The following is a 15,911-nucleotide window of genomic DNA, read 5'->3' as shown; positions in this document are numbered from 1 at the left end:
CACCGACACAGCTCGTCGAACGCGACGATGCGCCGACCGGGCCAGAACGGCTCGAGCAGGGTGCGCATCACCGCATGATTCGATCGCGATACCCGGTCCGGAGCAAGGAGCCGTCCACCGGATGGACCCACGGCGCGATGTGTCCGGACACATCCCCGACCCACGGGGCGTCAGGGCGCCGGGAGGGCGGGGTACCCGATCGGACTCCGGTCGCCCTCCCAGCCCCAACGGCGCACCGGGACCGAGCTGACGTCGTAGGCGTCGACGGCGAGGTCGGTGTCGACCCGGACGACCGCACCCCAGTCGACCTGGCCCGGGACGTCGGCGGAGTCGATCCGGGTCGCGACGACCTGCTCGGTGGTGGTGCGGCGCATCGCCGCGAAGCTGCCCCCGGCGACGTCGGCGAAGGACACGTCCACGGCGAACCCCAGCGACGACGGACCCAGGACCAGGTAGCGCGGGGTCTGCACCAGACCGGCCCGGACGGCGGGCAGGTCGCGCAGACAGGGCGCCGCCCAGAGGATCGACCAGTCCACGTAGACCGGCCCGTCGGCTTCGCGCAGCATCGGCACCACCGGCGCCGAGGTGACCACCCGTGGGGCGGCGGCGGCCACCCAGCCGCCCGGCCCGACGGTGGTGTCGACGGCGTGCACCCGCACCCGGTCGACGTCCGCCGGGAACGCGGAGACGGGCACCCGCACGGTGCGCCAGCCCGACCGGTCCAGCGGCAGGGCCTCCTGCACCCGCTCGGTGGGGTAGGTGCCGCGGGCGCCGGTCGCGGTGTCGTCCAACGACACCCGGCCGTCCGGGCCCGGCGAACCGGCGCGGGCGTACTCCAGCTCCAGGGTGTTGCCCTGCCCGGTCCGCCCGGCGACGTCGACCGACAGCACCCGGTCCGGTGGCCCCGGTGTGACGGCGAACCAGCGGCTCCGGAGCTCACCGGTGGCGCCCGGGCCGCCGTCGATGCTGCCCCAGGCGAGCCCGCCGCGCGGCAGGGCGTCCAGCCAGCCACGGCCCTCGGTGAACCCGGTGAGTGTGTCGGCGCCGCCCGCGGCGGGTAGCGCGCCCCCGTCGACCCCGACCGTGACGTGGTCGAGGATCCCGCAGGTGTCGCGGCCGGTCAGCTCGCTCCACAGCTGTCCGCCGACGCTGTAGCCCCCGCCCTGGCGCACCGGGGCGACGACGAACGACGCCACCACCACCGACACCCCGGTGAGCAGGGCCACCACGACCACCCCGGCGGGCAGCGCCGCCGCGGCCCGGGCCACGCAGTCCCGCCCGGTCCGGTGCCGTCCGTGATCCGCCCGTCGACCTGCCAGCAGACCTGCTCGCCGGCCCGCCCGGTGGACCGCGGCGGCCGACACGACCAGCACCGCCAGTGCCACCAGCGCCCACACCAGCGGCGAGTCCAGCGGCGTGAACGGGCCGTCGGCGCGCGGCACACCCCAGCCGGACCACAGGAACCACTCGTTGCGCCCGCTGAAGGCCAGCGCGGCGAGTACGGCCGCCGCCACGGTCCCGGCGGCGGCCGCGCCGCGCACGGTCGGGTCGCCGGGCCGCCGGGCCGCGGTCACCACCAGCACCACCCCGGCCGCGGCGGCGAGCGCCCCGACCCCGGCGAGCGTCCCGAAGTAGTGGGTCCACTTCGACGGCGCCGGGGTGAGCAGCACGAACCCGAGTGCGAGCCCGACCAGGGGCACCGGTGTCCACCGCAGACCGGGACCCCACCGGTGCGCGCCGCGGGCGACCAGCGGCATCGCCGCGAACAGCAGGGCGAGGGCGAGCAGCACCGGCACCCGGCGGCCGAGGCCGCCCTGCTCGGTGCCGAATCCGAGCAGGTAGTCCCATCGGCGCAGCTCCTGGAACCACGGTGTGGCCGGACCGTAGAACTGGTGCATCTGTGTGGCCCGCGCGATTGTGTACAGACTCTGCCCGGTGAACACCGGCGTGAGCCCCGCCGCGGCGATCCCGGCCGCGGCGACGGTCGCCGCGACCCCGACGGCGAGCCCCCCGCCGCCGTGGCGGGTGACCCGCCGCCACAGCGCGGGCAGCAGCAGCACCAGCGGACCGGCGACGGTCACCGCCGACGGCGTCACCGCCAGCGCCAGCCCCGCGGTCAGCGCCGCGACCGCGGTCCACGTCCCGCCGCGGAGCCCTGGCCGGGCGGCGGCGCGCAGCGCACAGCAGAGCGCCGCGGTCGTCGCGAGCGCCGCGAACGGCTCCGGGCGGACCCCGAGGTTCAGCGGCAGCCACCATGCCAGCAGCGCGACGCCGAGCGTGCCCCGCACCCAGGCCCGTCGGTGGTGGCGGGCCAGCACCGCGGGCAGCGCGACCCGCGACAGCAGCAGCCACACCGCGATCCCGGCGAGCACCGACGGCACACGCAGCACCAACGGCCCCACACCGGTCTCGGCGAGCGCCCGGACCAGCCGGATCACCAGCGTGTACGGCGCCTCCGAGGCGTTGCCCCAGCGGTAGACGTTGCCGAAGTCGCCGTTCGCCGTGCTGGTCGCGTTGCGCGCGATGGCCTCGGTGAAGCCGTCGTCGGTCGACAGCGGCCCGAGCACCGTCCACCCCGCCAGCGTGGCGACGACGAGCACGTCCGTGGCGGCCCGCCCGATCCCGGCCGGGGTGCCCACCGCGGCCAGCCGGGCCCGTCGGACCCGGGCCGTCCCGCGGCGGCGCCGGAACCGGTCACCGGCCAGACGTGCCAGCAGCACGGCGGCGACGGCGGCGGCGAGCCACTGCAGCCCGAGCAGCGCCGTCTTGGCCGGCGACGACGCGGCGGCGAACCAGTCCGCGGTCCGCGCGGTGACCCGCAGCCCGTCGGCGTCGGCGGGGGAGAGCTGGGTGCCGAACGCGGCCACGGCGCGCACGACGTCGCCGGGGAAGGCGCGCGGGGCGCCGTCGCCGAGGGTGACCCGGGACCCGGCCTCGTCGGTGTCGAGGACCAGCCCGCAGGCGTCGCCGGACGGGACGGGCGCGCGCAGCAGCTCGCGGCCGCCGACCTGGACCCGCAGCTCCCCGCCCGCCGCGGTGAGCACGGCGAACCCGATCCCCGGGGCACCGGGCCGCTCCGAGCCCACGACGGTCGTCGATACCCCGGTGCCGGCGGAGCGGGCCTGCGCGGCGCGCAGCACCCGGCAGGGCACCTCGACGCGCACCGCCTCCGGCGCGGCGGGCTGGAACGCCGCCGTCGTGGACGTGGGCCGCTCGCCCGCCCGCGGCCAGGACACGGTCGTCGTGCGGGTGTCGACGGGGGCGAACGGCACCAGCACCGCGAACAACCCCGCCAGCAGTCCGGCGACCAGGGTCGCGACGACCAGGCGGCGGGAGACGGGCGACGGGGCGGAGCGGTCTGAGGGGTGCATCGACTTCCGGATCGACTCGGCGGGGGGGGGGGGGGAGCGCGGCGCGGGACCGGGCCGTCCGTCCGACGGCGGCGACCGGCACCGCGTGCAGGCGGTCACGCCGTCGGGGATCGAGCCCTGTTCCCGTTCCGTCTGCACCGTGCCGGTCCGCTCGGCCGCGCGCACGCGCAGGGTGCGCTCACCGGGTCCCGGTTCGATCTCGATGCGCCACATCCGTCGTCACAGCGGGGTGTTCGTACGACGGCGGGCCCGGGGTTCGCACCCCGGGCCCGCCGTGTCGTGCGGCGGTCGTCAGCTCTTGGGCATGAGGACCTTGTCGATCACGAAGACGGTGGCGTTCGCGGTCGGGATGTTGCCGCAGAGGATGTTCGCGGTGTTGCCCTGGCCGTCGGTGACGGTGGGGGCCTCGGCGGTGCCGCCGATGGTGAGGTCACCGCCGGCCAGCTCGGTCAGGGTCTTCTTCCCCACGATGCCCGCGGCGTCCAGACGCTCGGGGGTCACGTGATAGGAGAGCAGCCCCTGCAGGGCGGTGGTGTCGGCCAGCAGGGCGTTGAACTGCTGCTCACCGAGCTGCTTCTGCACCGCTGCGAAGGCGTCGTTCGCCGGGGCGAAGACGGTGATGCCCTCCTGCTGGTTCAGGGTGTCGGCCAGGCCGGGGACCTTGCCGACGGCGGTGACCAGGGTGGTCAGCAGCGGGTTGGTGCTCGCGGCGGTGGCGACGGGCTGCGGGCCCATCGAGTCGAGCGAGCCGGGCTCGTCGCCCTGCGGCAGCTGGCTGCAGGCCGGGCCGAAGACGTCGGCGTTGGTGGTGACGCCGTCGGCGGCGGCGGTGGTCGCCGGTGCAGAGGAGGTGGCCGGGGCCGCGGCGGGAGGGGCGGCGGTGTCGCTGCCGCCGCCACAGGCGGTGAGGCCGAGCGACAGGGTGGCGAGCAGACCGACGGTGGCGAGTGTGCGAGAAGCGCGCATGGCTGGATTCCCTTTCGAGGAAACTGTCTGTCCTTCATGGACTGTCGATTGATTGTTCGGGTCGCGGGTCCGGGCGGTTCGGGTGTTCCGGAAGATTTCCGGCTTGGACTCAACCGGTCAGCGCAACACCCGGGTAGTTGATCATGATAGGGGTGTGGGATGGCGCGACTGGGACGACCTGGGATGTCCGATGCCGACCGCGCGGATCTGTGGGTCCGGTGGGGGCGTGGGGAGTCGATCAGTGACATCGCTCGGGCGATCGGACGCCCGCCGGGGTCGGTGTTCACGGTGCTCAAGTCCACCGGTGGCTACGTGCCGCCATCACGTCGTCGCCGACCGGGGACGCTGACCGCGGCCGAGCGGGAGGAGATCTCTCGTGGTCTGGCCCAGTATCGTTCGATCCGGGCCATCGCGGCTGGGCTCGGTCGTCCGGCCTCGACGGTGAGCCGGGAGGTCGCCCGCAACAAGGGTCGGCGTGCCTACCGTGCTGTGGACGCCGAGGACCGCGCCTGGCGCCGGGCCCAGCGCCCCAAGACGTGTCTGCTCGCCCGTCGTCCGCTGCTGTGTGGGTTCGTCGCTGCCAGACTTGGTGAGGACTGGTCGCCCGAGCAGATCGCCGGGCACCTGGCCAAGCACTACGCTCCGGGATCGGGGATGCGGGTGTCACACGAGACGATCTACAAGTCGCTGTTCGTGCAGACCCGCGGTGTGCTGGCCAAAGACCTGCAGAAACACCTGCGGTCGGGCCGTCCGATCCGGCGTAACGTGCACAACACCACCGGTGGGCAGTGGCGCTCGCAGATCCCCGGCGCGGTCTCCATCCACGACCGGCCCGCCGAGGTGACTGATCGGGCGGTGCCCGGGCACTGGGAAGGTGATCTGCTGCTCGGGCGTGGCACCACCCAGATCGCGACCGTGGTCGAGCGCGCGACCCGGTTCACCGTGCTGGTCGCGCTCGGAGGGCGCGACATGCACACCGTCGCCCACCAACTGTCCCGGCAGATGGCCCGACTGCCCGAACACGTCCGCAAGTCGCTGACCTGGGACCGCGGGATGGAACTGGCCCGCCACACCATCGTCACCGCCCGGACCGGGTTGGACGTCTACTTCGCCGACCCGGCCAGCCCCTGGCAGCGTGGCACGAACGAGAACACCAACCGGCTACTACGCCAGTACTTCCCGAAGGGCACCCGGCTCGACCACATCACCCAGGCCCAACTCGACCGCGTCGCGGAACGCCTCAACACCCGACCGCGCAAAACGCTTGATTTCGACACCCCGGCTGATAGATTCGGAGCACTGTTGCGCTGACCGGTTGAGTCCAAGAGCGCCTTCTTCTCCGCGGCGGGGGCCTGTCTCGTGATCGGTGTTTCGGCGTCGTTGCTCAGTAGGTCTCGGCTCCCGGCCAGCGGTCACCGAACGTGATGGCGAACGCGTTGATCACGGGCTTCCAACGCATCGTCCACCTCGTGCGGCCCGTCCCGGTCGGGTCCAGGCTGCGAGTCACAAGATACAAGCATTTCATCGTAGCCTGCTCAGTGGGGAAATGACCACGCGCCCGCACCGCGCGCCGGTAGCGGGCGTTAAGCGATTCGATCGCATTCGTAGAGCAGATCACCCTTCGAATCTCGACGTCGTAGTCCAAGAACGGCACGAACTCTTCCCACGCGTTGCGCCATAGCCGGATCATCGCCGCGTACTTACGGCCCCATTTCTCGTCGAGCTCATCCATAGCGATAAGTGCTGCATTCGGGTTGGGCGCGGCATAGATTGGTTTGATGTCGCGCTTCACCGCGTCCCAGTCCTGTCGACCCACCAGCCGGAAAGTGTTTCGGATCAGGTGCACGACGCAGGTTTGTCGACGACGGGCTCAGACTGACCCCCTAGCGTCGGCTTGGGATTGACCCCCTCTGCACGACGCTGAGGGGGTGTTGTCGGTGGAGGACTGGGCCGAGATCCGTCGTCTGCATCGGGCCGAGGGTGTCCCGATCAAGGAGATCGCCCGCCGGCTGGGGGTGGCCCGCAACACGGTGCGCTCCGCGTTGCGGGCGCCGGGCCCGCCGAAGCGGGAACGGGGCCCGCGGGGATCGCTGGCGGATGCGGTCGAGCCGCAGGTGCGGGCATTGCTGGCGCAGTTCCCACGCATGCCGGCCACGGTGATCGCAGAGCGGATCGGGTGGGAGCACTCGCTGACCGTGCTCAAGGACCGGATCCGCCAGATCCGCCCCGAGTATGTCGGGATCGACCCGGTCGACCGGGTCGCCTACGCACCGGGCGAGATCACCCAGTGCGACCTGTGGTTCCCCGAGACCACGATCCCCGTCGGCCCAGGCCAGGAACGGGTCCTACCGGTGCTGGTGATGACGCTGGGCTACTCGCGGTTCTTGTCCGCGACGATGATCCCCTCGCGCCAGGCCGGGGACATCCTGTCCGGGATGTGGCAGCTGATCAGCGACGTCGGGCGGGTGACCCGCACGCTGGTCTGGGACCGGGAGTCTGCGATCGGCGGGACCGGGCGGGTCTCGGCACCGGCCGCTGCGTTCGCCGGCACTCTGGCCACCCGGATCCGGCTTGCCCCACCGCGGGATCCGGAGTTCAAGGGGCTGGTCGAACGCAACAACGGCTACTTCGAGACCTCGTTCCTGCCCGGACGTCGCTTCGCCTCCCCAGCCGACTTCAACCACCAGATCGACGACTGGCTGGCCCGGGCCAACACCCGCACCGTCCGAGCGATCGGCGGCCGCCCGGTGGACGTGCTCGCCCACGACTACGCGGCGATGACTCCGCTGCCGCCGCTGGACCCGCCGATCGGGCTGGCCCAGCGGATCCGGCTGGCACGGGACTACTACGTCCGCGTCGATGCCAACGACTACTCCGTGGATCCGCAGATGATCGGCCGGTTCGTCGATGTCGCCGCCTCACCGCGCGAGGTCGTCGTCTACTGCGCCGGCCAGGTCGTCGCCCGTCACGACCGCAGCTGGGCCCGCCACGCGGTGATCACCGACCCGGCGCACCAGCACACCGCCGCGGCGATGCGCCGCGCCCTGGCCCACGACCGCAACACCCGACAGGCCGCAGCACGCCGTCACCTCGACGGCCACCCGGTGACCCTGCGCGCACTGCCCGACTACGACGCCCTGTTCGGTGTCGACTTCGTCTCCACTGCCGAGGAAGCGAGCAGCTCATGACAACCACACCACCGAAGATCACCACCGACCCCGCTGGGAGCTCGGGGCCGGCCGGTCCGGTGCTGGCCGCGGTCCCCGACGGACTGCCGGCGATGATCGCCTACCTGACCCGGGTCCTGAAGACCCCGACCATCGCGGCCAGCTGGGAACAGCTTGCCGCCCAGGCCCGTGAGGAGAACTGGTCGCACGAGGAGTATCTGGGCGCGCTGCTGCAGCGCCAGGTCGCCGACCGCGAGTCCAAGGGCACGGTCATGCGGATCCGCACCGCGCACTTCCCCCAGGTCAAGACCTTGGAGGACTTCAACCTCGACCATCTGCCCTCGCTGCGCCGCGACATCCTGGCCCACCTGGCCACGAGCACGTTCGTCGCCAAGTGCGAGAACGTGATCCTGCTCGGCCCGCCCGGGATCGGGAAGACCCACCTCGCGATCGGGCTCGGCGTCAAAGCCGCCCACGCCGGCTACTCGGTCCTGTTCGACACCGCCAGCAACTGGATCACCAGACTCGCCGCCGCGCACCAGAGCGGCCGGCTCGAGGCCGAGCTGAAGAAGATCCGCCGCTACAAACTGATCATCATCGACGAGGTCGGCTACATCCCGTTCGACCAGGACGCAGCGAACCTGTTCTTCCAGCTCATCGCTTCCCGCTATGAACAAGGCAGCGTCATGGTCACCAGCAATCTGCCCTTCGGCCGCTGGGGCGAGACCTTCTCCGACGACGTCGTCGCCGCAGCCATGATCGACCGCCTCGTCCACCACGCCGAAGTCCTGACCCTGTCCGGGGACTCCTACCGCACCCGCGCCCGACGCGAGCTCCTGGCCAAACACAACCGCGCCAGCAACGACTGACCATCACCACACCACGCCGGGGGTCAGTTCCAATCTGAACCGTCCCGGGCCTGTCTCGTGATCGGTGTTTCGGCGTCGTTGCTCAGTAGGTCTCGGCTCCCGGCCAGCGGTCACCGAACGTGATGGCGAACGCGTTGATCACGGGCTTCCAACGCATCGTCCACCTCGTGCGGCCCGTCCCGGTCGGGTCCAGGCTGCGAGTCACAAGATACAAGCATTTCATCGCAGCCTGCTCAGTGGGGAAATGACCACGCGCCCGCACCGCGCGCCGGTAGCGGGCGTTAAGCGATTCGATCGCATTCGTAGAGCAGATCACCCTTCGAATCTCGACGTCGTAGTCCAAGAACGGCACGAACTCTTCCCACGCGTTGCGCCATAGCCGGATCATCGCCGCGTACTTACGGCCCCATTTCTCGTCGAGCTCATCCATAGCGATAAGTGCTGCATTCGGGTTGGGCGCGGCATAGATTGGTTTGATGTCGCGCTTCACCGCGTCCCAGTCCTGTCGACCCACCAGCCGGAAAGTGTTTCGGATCAGGTGCACGACGCAGGTTTGGACAATGGTTTGCGGCCACACGTTGGCCACGACCTCCGGGAGTCCTTTGAGGCCGTCGCAGACCAGGAACAGCACGTCACGCACGCCGCGGTTCTTCAGGTCGACCAGCACGCTCATCCAGAACTTCGCGCCCTCACTGCCGACGCCCATCCACAGCCCCAGCACGTCCTTGCAGCCGTCCACGGTGACGCCGATGGCTGCGTAGACCGGCCGGTTGGCGACCTGCCCGTCCCGGACCTTGACGTGGACAGCGTCGATGAACACCGCGGCGTACACCGAATCCAACGGCCGACCAACCCAGTCATTCATCTCGGCGACGACCTTGTCGGTGATCCGCGAGACCGTCTCCTTCGATACTGACGCCCCATAGATGTCAGCGAAATGTGCGGAAACCTCCCCGGTCGTCATCCCTTTCGCATACAGCGACAGTACGACCTCGTCGACATCTGTGAGGCGCCGCTGACGCTTCTTCACGATCTGCGGCTCGAAAGTGCTGGCCCTGTCTCTCGGAACGTCGATCTCCACGTCACCCGCGGCATCCGAGAGAACCGTCTTCGAGCGGGACCCGTTCCGCACGTTGGTGGATTCCCGGCCGGGGTCGGCCCGGTTCTTGTCGTGCCCGAGGTGCTCGGTCATCTCCTCGTTCAGCGCCGTTTCCAGAACATTCTTGGTAAAGAGCTTCAACAGGCCGTCCGGGCCGGTCAACGCCAGCCCGCGCGCCTTCGCCTCGGCCACCATCGCCGCCGCAGCGGCCCGCTCCGCCGACGCCTGCCGAGCAGGCTTCGGGTCACCCTCGCTTGGATCCACAAGGTCCGATGTCATCACTGTCCGTGCCCATCTCGCCGGACCTCAGCCCGGCGTGTCGGGCCGAAAACACCGATCTTGAAACAGTCCCGCATACAGCGACAGTGAGCCTTTCCCAGTAGGTGCTGGTTGATCATGTGGTTCGGTCGTGCTCGACGTGGAGGAGAACGAGCGCGGCGGCGGTGATCGCGCCGATCCGCCAGGGGCAGAAGCTGACCCGGCGTAGCGCCTTGAAGGTGGTCTTGAGCAGGGAGTTCCCGCGTTCGGCCAGGGCTCGGGTGGCGGAGTGCAGCGTGTTGACGGTGCGTTTGTCCACCGACAGTCCGCCGCCGGTGGGGGTCTTGAACGGGCAGGTCAGGCGGGTGTTCTCACCGTCGTAGCCGAGGTCGGCGAGCACGACGTGGGTGTCGTCGGTCCAGTCCTCGATCGCGTCGAGCAGGCCGGGGTGGCCGCGGGCGCAGGTGGTGTCGTGCTCGCGGCCCGGGCGCACCGGGGATGTCCACAACGGCCACCCGTCAGGCGCGGTGAGGACCTGAACGTTCCCGCCGTGGACGTGGTGCTTACCCGACCACCACAGATCCACTCCCGGGGTCGGTCCGGGAGTGCGGGAGCGGTCAGTGTGGATCACGGTGCCGTCGAGGTGAACGTGGGTGTGCCCGGCGGTGCGGGCCGCGAGCAGCGCGCCGGGCAGTCCAGGCGCGGCGGCGGCCAGAACGTCGATGCCTTCGTGCAGGTAGCGGTAGGTACTCGACAGGCTCAGCTGGTTGTCGGCGGCGAGCTGGGCGACCCGGGTCGCGTCGAGGAACCAGCGCAGCACCAGCACCGCGTGGCGGTCACAGTCCAGCGCCCGACGCCCGCGCCGGGTCCCGCGCCGGAGGCGTTCCTCGGCCAACAGCCGCGACAACATGGACGCGGTGGGCTCCCCGATCGGGAGCACGGCGGTGTAGGTGACAGGATCGGGCACGCGGGACCTCGGTGGTGAGTCGATCTTTGAGCGGACCGACCTCTTCTACCGGGGTCCCGCACCCTCGTTGAGCACCTCCACGCCCCCGGCGTGTCGCCGCCAGCCGCTCCCCACTACTGGGAAAGGCTCAATGTGATGACCAGCGGGTTGTAGAAGCCCCAGGCGAGCCGGGTGTCGGTCGTCATGTCGCCCTGGAAGACGTTGAACTGCGGGTTCAGGTCCGAGCGGAACGGCAGGGTGACCTGGCCGCCGTCCTTGACGTTCTCGTAGGGCTGGGCGTTGTACGACGGCGTCGTCGACAGCGACTCGGCCGTCTGCGCGGGCCCGCCGGAGCCACCTCCGCCACAGCCCGCCAGCACCAGGGCCAGCGCCGCGACGGCGGCGGTCATCGCCCCGCGTCGGATGGGTCTGCGCATGTCTCTCCTTCGTTCGGTTCCCCGGTCGGGGCAGAGGTGGGTCAGCGGAAGTGGCAGGCGTTGCGGTGGTCGGAGTCGGCGTCGCTCGCGCCGTCCTTGACCAGGAGCTCGGGGGTCTCACCGGCACAGCGCGAGCGCTCCTGCTCGGACAACGTCCGGGCCAGCGGGCAGCGGCCCAGGAACGCGCAGCCCGGCGCGTCGTCGGTCGGGCTGGGCAGGTCCCCGGAGAGCACAACCCGCTGCCGGGTCCGTTCGACCTGCGGGTCCGGCACCGGGATCGCCGACAGCAGCGCCTGGGTGTAGGGATGCTGCGGGTTGCCGAACACGTCGGCGACCGCGCCGGACTCCACGATCCGGCCCAGGTACATGACCGCGACCCGGTCCGCGACGTGCCGCACCACCGACAGGTCGTGCGCGACGAACAGGTAGCTCAGCCCCAGCTCACGCTGCAACGCGGTGAGCAGGTTCAGCACCCCGGCCTGCACCGAGACGTCGAGGGCGGACACCGGCTCGTCGAGCACCAGCAGCGACGGCCTCGTCGCCAGCGCGCGGGCGATCCCGATGCGTTGGCGCTGCCCGCCGGAGAACGCCGCCGGGAACCGGTCCACGTGCTCCGGATCCAGCCCGACCAGCGCCATCAGCTCGTCGACCCGGGTGGCGACCCGGTCCCGGTCGGTCCAGCCGGCAGCCCGCAGCGGCTCGGTGAGGATGTCGCCGACCGTCATGCGCGGGTCGAGCGCGCCCATCGGGTCCTGGAACACGATCTGGATCTCGCGACGCAGCGCGGCGATGTCGCTGCGGCCGCGCAGCGTCGCGACGTCGGTTCCGGCGATCTCGATCGTCCCGCTCTCCGGCGGGAGCAGGTTCATGATCTCCAGCAGCGTCGTGGTCTTGCCGCAGCCGGACTCGCCGACCAGGCCCAGGGTCTCACCGCGGCGGATGTCGAGGTTCACGTCGGCGACGGCGTGCACCGTGCCGACCCGGCGTCGCATGAGGGACCCCTTCATCAGGGGGAACGTCCTGCGCAGGTGGCTCACCGACAGCACCGCGGGGCGGTCCTCGCGGTCGCCGGCGCGGTCGTCGTCGAGGAGGAGGTCCGGAACGGCGAACACGAGCTCGCCGTCGATCGCACCGTCGACGATCTCGCCGGTCCGCACGCAGGCGGCGGCGTGGCCGTCGCGACCAGGGACGGGCCGAAGCGGCGGCTCGGCGGTGCGGCAGGCGTCGACGGCGACCGGGCAGCGCGGCGCGAACGGGCAGCCCGTCGGCAGGTCGGTCGGTGCGGGTGGGCTGCCCGGCACCGGGACCAGCGGGCGTCGCTCGACGCTGTCGACGCGGGGGACCGCACCGAGCAGGCCGATCGTGTACGGCATCCGCGGCGCGGCGAACAGCTCGTCCACCGGGGCGGTCTCGACCGGGCGCCCCGCGTACATGACGAGCACGTCGTCGGCGACCCCGGCGACCACGCCCAGGTCGTGGGTGATCATGACGACGGCGGCGCCGGTCTCGTCGCGCGCCACCTTCAGCACGTCGAGGATCTGCGCCTGCACGGTGACGTCCAGGGCGGTCGTCGGCTCGTCGGCGATGATCACGTCCGGGTCGTTCGCGATCGCCATCGCGATCATGACGCGCTGGCGCATGCCGCCGGAGAACTCGTGCGGGAAGGCGCGGACGCGTCGCCGGGGGTCGGGGATGCCGACCAGGTCGAGCAGCTCGACCGCGCGCTCGCGGGCCTTCGCCCGGCCGATGTCGCGGTGGATCTGCATCGCCTCGACGAGCTGGTCACCGACGGTGAAGATCGGGGTCAGCGAGGACAGCGTGTCCTGGAAGATCATCCCGATGTCGTCGCCGCGGATCCCGGACATCGCCTCGTCGGACAACCCGACCAGCTCGCGGCCGGACAGAGTGATCGAGCCCGTCACCGACGCCGTCTCGGGCAGCAGCCCCATCACCGCCAGCGAGGTCACCGACTTGCCGGATCCGGACTCGCCGACGATGCCGAGCGTGCGCCCGGGCAGCAGGTCGAAGTCGACCCCGCGGACGGCCGCCACCCGGCCCGCCTCGGAGGGGAACGCGACGATCAGGTCGCGTACGGACAGCACGGGGGCGTTCATGCGCTGCCTCCGGCCCGGGACGTCGGGTCGAGGGCGTCGCGCAGGCCGTCGCCGACGAACGCGAGCGACGCGGTCAGCAGCACCAGCAGCACCGACGGCACGATGAAGATCCACGGTGCGGTCGCCATCGAGGAGCCGCCGTCGGCGAGCATCGTGCCCAGCGAGACGTCGGGGATCTGCACGCCGAACCCGATGAATGACAGCGCGGTCTCGCTCTGCACGGTGCTCGCCACGTTCAGGGTGAAGGTGACGATGAGCAGCGAGCCGATGTTCGGGATGAGGTGGCGGAAGACGATCCCCGGCCCGGACACCCCCATGAAGCGGGCGGCCGAGACGTACTCGCGCTCGCGCAGCGTCGTCGCGACGGTCCAGACCACGCGGGCGGTGGTCATCCAGCCCAGCAGGGTCAGGGCGACGATCAGGATCCGGTAGTCGCCCGACCCCCACTGCGAGGCCAGCGCCAGGATCAGGAACGACGGCACCACCATCAGGAAGTGGACGACCGTGAGCAGGACGCGCTCGCCGCGCCGGGCCCAGGTCCGGCCGCCGCCCAGGTAGGCCGCGCCCGCCCCGACCACCGCGGCGATCAGGGTGGTCAGCAGCGAGACCGTGACGGCGATGGTCAGCGAGCGCTGCAGGCCGTGCACGGCCTGGGCGTAGACGTCGTTGCCGCCGGCCGTGGTGCCCAGCGGGTGGTCCAGCGACGGCGCCGCGGTCAGCGCCGCGAAGTCGACGTCGGTGTGGTCGTAGGGGGAGAGGAACCCGCCTACCAGGGAGAACAGCACCAGCAGACCGAAGACGACCAGGCCTGCCATCGCGGGCCGGTTGCGCCGGTAGCGACGCCAGACCAGCGCGGCGCGCGCACCCCGGCGACGACGGGGTGCGCCCGGCCCCGGAGCGCCGTCGGCACCGTCGGAGACGGTGGGGGCGAGCTCGGGCATGTTCAGACTCATGTCAGCCCACCCGCACCCTCGGGTCGAGGGCGACGACCGCGATGTCGGCGAGCATGGCGCCGACCGCCGTCGTCACCGCGCCGAACGCCGCCGTGGCGACGACGCCGTGGATGTCGTTGGTCGAGATGGTGCGGATGAAGTAGTCGCCCATGCCCTGCCAGGCGAAGGTCTTCTCGGTGATCACCGCACCGGTGAACAGCGCCGGGATCGCGAACGCCACCTGGGTGGCGACCGGGATCATCGAGCTGCGCAGCCCGTGGCGGCGGATGGCCTGTCTGCGGGTCAGCCCCTTGGCCCGTGCGGTCCGGACGTAGTCGGAGTTGACCACGTCGAGCAGCATCGAGCGCTGCAGCAGGTGGTAGCCCGCGTAGGAGATGATCAGCAGCGAGATCGTCGGCAGTACGAGGTGCTGGGCCCGGTCGAGGAGCAGCGGCCAGAACCCGGTGACCCCGGGCGACTCGGACCCCGCGACGTAGAACAGTGTCCCGCCGACACCCTGGTTGATCGCGATGGCGACGAACACGACCGCCAGCGCCGCGACGGCCGAAGGGATGTTCAGGGTGAACACCGAGGTCAGCTGGGCGGCGCGGTCACCGAGCCGGTACTGGCGCTGGGCCGAGTAGACCCCGAGCGCCACCCCGATCACGATCGACAGCAACAGCGAGAAGAACACCAGCTGCCCGGACACCACGACGCGGAACGCCACCTGCGCGTTCACCGGGTCGCCGATCGGGCTGGTGCCCCAGTCCCAGCGGGTCACGATCCCGGTGACCCATATCCACCAGCGCTCCAGGACCGGGACGTTCGAGTCCAGGTTGTACTGGCCCAGCGAACGGGCGATCTCCGCGTCCGTGCGCGGCGGCCGCAGCTGCAGGTAGTTGACCCGGGGGTCGAGGAAGGAGTTCGCGAGGAAGTAGACCAGGTTGGTCGCGACGACGATCATCGCGAGCCACCCGGCGCCCCTGCGCAGGAGGTACCGGAGCACGCTGCTCTTCTCTGTTCGTCCGCGGTGTGGTGGTGGTGACCGGCACGCACGGGTGGTGGGACGACCGCCGGTGAGCGGGTGTCACTGTTTCGGATGGCAACGAGGCTGGCACGCGAGTACCAGAAATCGATAGGCCAGCATCACAGCGTTTACCCATTCGTGACGATGACAGCCGGCCGTCACCGCGATGTCGCCCACTCGACGCGTGTGACCTGCTGGCAGGCTGGGCGCCATGACCGCCCTCGCCGTCGTCGCCGGCCTGATGATGCTCGTCGGCCTGGCCGGGATCGTGCTGCCCGTGCTGCCCGGGCCGTTGCTGATCGTCGGCGGGGTGGCGGTCTGGGCCGTCCCGCGCGGTGACGCGGTCGGCTGGTGGGTGCTCGGCATCGCGGTGCTCGTCACGGTCGCCGGTCAGGTCGCGAAGTACCTGCTCCCCGGCCGCCGGCTCAAGGCCGCCGGGGTCCCGACCCGCACCCTGTTCGCGGGGCTCGTGCTGGGGGTCGTCGGCTTCTTCGTCGTGCCCGTCGTCGGGCTGTTCCTCGGGTTCGTGCTCGGGGTGTGGCTGGCCGAGCTGGCGCGCCTGCCCGACGCCGCCACTGCCTGGCGATCGGCACGCGAGGCGCTCACCGCCGTCGGCTGGAGCATCCTGATCGAGCTCGCCGCGGGCCTGGTCACGGTCGCGGTGTGGATCGGCGGCCTCGTCGTAGGGTGACGCCCGTGAGTACGGACACGGTGACGATCAAGGT

12 protein-coding genes and 1 pseudogene are annotated in these 15,911 nt (G+C 71.2%); 4 read left to right on the top strand and 9 right to left on the bottom strand.

Features of this window, described 5'->3' with window-relative positions; genetic code table 11:
- Positions 1–170: 170 nt before the first annotated feature.
- Both XF36_RS17695 and XF36_RS17690 read right to left on the bottom strand, forming a co-directional pair.
- Positions 171–3,371, bottom strand: a complete 3,201-nt coding sequence (locus tag XF36_RS17695; RefSeq protein ID WP_064485636.1) for an arabinosyltransferase domain-containing protein — start codon at positions 3,369–3,371, stop codon at positions 171–173.
- Positions 3,372–3,662: 291 nt separating this feature from the next.
- A complete protein-coding gene (locus XF36_RS17690; RefSeq protein WP_060712831.1) occupies positions 3,663–4,337 on the bottom strand; it encodes a fasciclin domain-containing protein in 675 nt (224 codons plus the stop codon).
- A gap of 159 nt (positions 4,338–4,496) precedes the next feature.
- Here XF36_RS17690 and XF36_RS17685 point away from each other — a divergent pair, with 159 nt between their 5' ends.
- Positions 4,497–5,648, top strand: coding sequence for an IS30 family transposase (locus tag XF36_RS17685; RefSeq protein ID WP_060710806.1), 1,152 nt, complete (start codon positions 4,497–4,499; stop codon positions 5,646–5,648).
- Between the two features lie 73 nt (positions 5,649–5,721).
- On the opposite strand, the pseudogene XF36_RS17680 reads toward XF36_RS17685, so the two are convergent.
- A pseudogene (locus tag XF36_RS17680) lies at positions 5,722–6,195 on the bottom strand (transposase); the annotation flags it as partial.
- Positions 6,196–6,265: 70 nt separating this feature from the next.
- On the opposite strand from XF36_RS17680, the gene istA reads away from it, so the two are divergent.
- On the top strand, positions 6,266–7,525 hold the full coding sequence (gene istA / locus XF36_RS17675; protein WP_145981219.1) for an IS21 family transposase: 1,260 nt from the start codon (positions 6,266–6,268) through the stop codon (positions 7,523–7,525).
- Positions 7,522–8,373, top strand: a complete 852-nt coding sequence (gene istB, locus XF36_RS17670; protein WP_060713594.1) for an IS21-like element helper ATPase IstB — start codon at positions 7,522–7,524, stop codon at positions 8,371–8,373. Before istA ends, istB begins: the two co-directional genes overlap by 4 nt.
- A gap of 82 nt (positions 8,374–8,455) precedes the next feature.
- On the opposite strand, the gene XF36_RS17665 is transcribed toward istB, so the two are convergent.
- The 6 genes from XF36_RS17665 to XF36_RS17640 all read right to left on the bottom strand — a co-directional run bounded on the left by XF36_RS17665 (position 8,456) and on the right by XF36_RS17640 (position 15,165).
- Positions 8,456–9,667 carry an IS256 family transposase gene (locus tag XF36_RS17665; RefSeq protein WP_238589343.1) on the bottom strand — a complete coding sequence of 404 codons (1,212 nt, stop codon included), beginning with the start codon at positions 9,665–9,667 and terminating at the stop codon, positions 8,456–8,458.
- 199 nt (positions 9,668–9,866) lie between these two features.
- Positions 9,867–10,640, bottom strand: coding sequence for an HARBI1 family protein (locus XF36_RS17660; RefSeq protein ID WP_060714786.1), 774 nt, complete (start codon positions 10,638–10,640; stop codon positions 9,867–9,869).
- A 170-nt stretch (positions 10,641–10,810) separates the two neighbouring features.
- Positions 10,811–11,113: a hypothetical protein gene (locus XF36_RS17655; RefSeq protein ID WP_145981406.1), complete on the bottom strand. Its 303-nt coding sequence runs from the start codon at positions 11,111–11,113 to the stop codon at positions 10,811–10,813.
- Between the two features lie 41 nt (positions 11,114–11,154).
- Entirely contained in the window at positions 11,155–13,227 is a 2,073-nt protein-coding gene (locus XF36_RS17650) for an ABC transporter ATP-binding protein (RefSeq protein ID WP_060712829.1), read from the bottom strand.
- Positions 13,224–14,180, bottom strand: coding sequence for an ABC transporter permease (locus XF36_RS17645; protein ID WP_060712828.1), 957 nt, complete (start codon positions 14,178–14,180; stop codon positions 13,224–13,226). Before XF36_RS17645 ends, XF36_RS17650 begins: the two co-directional genes overlap by 4 nt.
- A gap of 1 nt (position 14,181) precedes the next feature.
- Positions 14,182–15,165, bottom strand: coding sequence for an ABC transporter permease (locus XF36_RS17640; RefSeq protein ID WP_060712827.1), 984 nt, complete (start codon positions 15,163–15,165; stop codon positions 14,182–14,184).
- Positions 15,166–15,397: 232 nt separating this feature from the next.
- Here XF36_RS17640 and XF36_RS17635 point away from each other — a divergent pair, with 232 nt between their 5' ends.
- Positions 15,398–15,877, top strand: a complete 480-nt coding sequence (locus XF36_RS17635) for a DUF456 domain-containing protein (RefSeq protein ID WP_020627871.1) — start codon at positions 15,398–15,400, stop codon at positions 15,875–15,877.
- The last annotated feature ends 34 nt before the right edge of the window (positions 15,878–15,911 follow it).

Source organism: Pseudonocardia sp. HH130629-09 (assembly GCF_001294645.1).
In the GTDB taxonomy this organism is placed as follows: domain Bacteria; phylum Actinomycetota; class Actinomycetes; order Mycobacteriales; family Pseudonocardiaceae; genus Pseudonocardia.
This window is presented reverse-complemented; position numbering and strand designations above follow the sequence as displayed.

What these genes read in the sequence shown, in the direction of transcription:
- XF36_RS17660 (WP_060714786.1), bottom strand. Translation starts at nt 10,640, where the DNA reads ATGTTGTCGCGGCTGTTGGCCGAGGAACGCCTCCGGCGCGGGACCCGG.
- XF36_RS17650 (WP_060712829.1), bottom strand. Translation starts at nt 13,227, where the DNA reads ATGAACGCCCCCGTGCTGTCCGTACGCGACCTGATCGTCGCGTTCCCC.
- XF36_RS17665 (WP_238589343.1), bottom strand. Translation starts at nt 9,667, where the DNA reads ATGGTGGCCGAGGCGAAGGCGCGCGGGCTGGCGTTGACCGGCCCGGAC.
- XF36_RS17695 (WP_064485636.1), bottom strand. Translation starts at nt 3,371, where the DNA reads ATGCACCCCTCAGACCGCTCCGCCCCGTCGCCCGTCTCCCGCCGCCTG.
- istB (WP_060713594.1), top strand. Translation starts at nt 7,522, where the DNA reads ATGACAACCACACCACCGAAGATCACCACCGACCCCGCTGGGAGCTCG.
- XF36_RS17655 (WP_145981406.1), bottom strand. Translation starts at nt 11,113, where the DNA reads ATGCGCAGACCCATCCGACGCGGGGCGATGACCGCCGCCGTCGCGGCG.
- XF36_RS17645 (WP_060712828.1), bottom strand. Translation starts at nt 14,180, where the DNA reads ATGAGTCTGAACATGCCCGAGCTCGCCCCCACCGTCTCCGACGGTGCC.
- XF36_RS17690 (WP_060712831.1), bottom strand. Translation starts at nt 4,337, where the DNA reads ATGCGCGCTTCTCGCACACTCGCCACCGTCGGTCTGCTCGCCACCCTG.
- XF36_RS17685 (WP_060710806.1), top strand. Translation starts at nt 4,497, where the DNA reads ATGGCGCGACTGGGACGACCTGGGATGTCCGATGCCGACCGCGCGGAT.
- XF36_RS17635 (WP_020627871.1), top strand. Translation starts at nt 15,398, where the DNA reads ATGACCGCCCTCGCCGTCGTCGCCGGCCTGATGATGCTCGTCGGCCTG.